At 75.3% G+C, this 1,663-nt stretch carries 2 protein-coding genes; both read right to left on the bottom strand.

Translation table 11 applies throughout. The features are described 5' to 3' along the window. Positions 1 to 40 precede the first annotated feature (40 nt). Positions 41 to 886 (bottom strand): alpha/beta fold hydrolase, encoded by an 846-nt coding sequence (locus tag ACFWEK_RS21465; RefSeq protein WP_430548381.1) that lies wholly within the window; start codon positions 884 to 886, stop codon positions 41 to 43. A 38-nt stretch (positions 887 to 924) separates the two neighbouring features. Continuing rightward, on the bottom strand, positions 925 to 1,663 hold a 739-nt coding region (locus tag ACFWEK_RS21460; RefSeq protein WP_430555357.1), incomplete at its 5' end, for an alpha/beta hydrolase.

Here is a 1,663-nt window from a genome sequence, read left to right as displayed (position 1 = left end):
GTCGGGTGGCGGGCCCGCGGCGTCTCGTCGGTCGGCTGCGTCAGCGGGTCGGGGCCGGGCGGTACTGCCAGGGCCAGCGGGGCGGGTTGGTGCGCTCGGCGACCCGCCGGTACAGCAGCCCGATGGCGGCGGCGACGGTCGCCGGGTCCTCGACGGCGCTCATGTGGCCGGCCGCGGGGACGACGGTCAGCGCGCCGTCCCGCGCGGCGTGCACCATGTGCTCGGCCTCGACCAGCGGGGTCACCTGGTCCTCCGCCCCGACCACCACGGAGACGGGGCCGTCGAAGGTCCGCAGCACGTCGGTACGGTCCGGGCGCGCCGCCATCGCGCGCTGCGCCCAGGCGACGCCCGAGGGCGACTGCGCGCGGATCCAGGACTCCAGCAGCGGGAAGAGGTTCCGCCGCTTCTCCACGCTCGTCGGCCCGAGCAGCGTGCCGGGCATGCTGAGGACCGGGTCGAGCGTCTGGTCCTCCGTGACGGCGGCCGCGATCCGCAGCCGGTTCGCGCGCGCGGCGTCGAGGTCGGCGGTCGACTTGGTGTCGACGAGCCCGAGACCGACGACGAACCCCGGGTGCCGCTCCGCCAGGGCGAGCGCCACGTAGCCCCCCATCGACAGGCCGACGACGACCGCGTTGCCCTCACCCTGCTCCCGCATGGTGTGGTGCACGGCGTCGGCGACGTCCTCGAGCCGCGGCGGGATGCCGCCGAGGTCGGAGTGCCCCTGGCCGGGCAGGTCCACGCCGATGGCGCGCACCCCCTCGGGCAGGGCCTGCGCCGCTGCCGCCCACATGCGGTGGTCCAGCGGGAAACCGTGCAGCAGCACGACCGGCGTGCCCGCCCCGTCGTGGAGCGGGTAGGTCGCCAGGAGCGCAGAGGTGGTGGTCATCGTCGACTCCTCGTCATCGCCTTGTCATCAGGACAACCTCATCGCGGCACCGTCTCGGCCGTCCGCACCTCGCCGTCGTAGTGCGTGGGCAGAGCGGCGTGGCCGGGCAGCACGTGCCCGACGATCTCGTCGAGGACCCGGCGCACCGCCGGCTCCCCGACCCACAGGTGCTTCGCGCCGTCGACGCCGATCACCTCGGCCTGCGGCACGCGCGCGAACCGCCGACGGGCCTCGTCGGGCCGCAGGTAGTCGTCGTGCTCGGGCACCAGGACCACCAGCGGCCGGCCGAACTCGGCCCAACGGTCGAGGTCGGCGTCCGTGGCACGGTGCAGCGGGGGCGACAGCAGGATCGCGCCCTCGACGGCAGGGTCGGTGCCGTGCTTGAGCACCAGCTCGGTGCCGAACGACCACCCGACGAGCCACGGGCGCGGCAGCTCGCGGAACTCGGCGAGCTCGATCGCGGCGGCGACGTCGTACCGCTCCGCCTCGCCGCCGTCGAACGCGCCGTCGGACGTGCCGCGCGGCGACGACGTGCCGCGGGTGTTGAAGCGCAGGACGGCGAGGTCCGCGAGCGCGGGGAGGCGCCAGGCCGCCTTCCGGTAGACGTGCGAGTCCATGTAGCCGCCGTGCGTGGGCAGCGGGTGGAACGTGAGGAGGGTCGCGACCGGGTCCCGGTCGGCCGGGAGGGCGAGCTCGCCGACGAGCGTGAGCCCGTCCGCGGTGTGCAGCTCGACGTCCTCGCGGCGGGCGGGGAGCATCGTGAGGGAGCGGATCTGG

The sequence above is a fragment of the Isoptericola sp. NPDC060257 genome, assembly GCF_042726645.1.
GTDB classification, from domain to species: Bacteria; Actinomycetota; Actinomycetes; order Actinomycetales; family Cellulomonadaceae; genus Isoptericola; species Isoptericola nanjingensis.
Note: the sequence above shows the minus strand (reverse complement) of the source record. Positions and strands in the feature narration are given on the sequence as shown.

Excerpts from the sequence above, each read along its gene's own strand:
- ACFWEK_RS21465 (WP_430548381.1), bottom strand. The coding sequence starts at position 886 with ATGACCACCACCTCTGCGCTCCTGGCGACCTACCCGCTCCACGACGGG.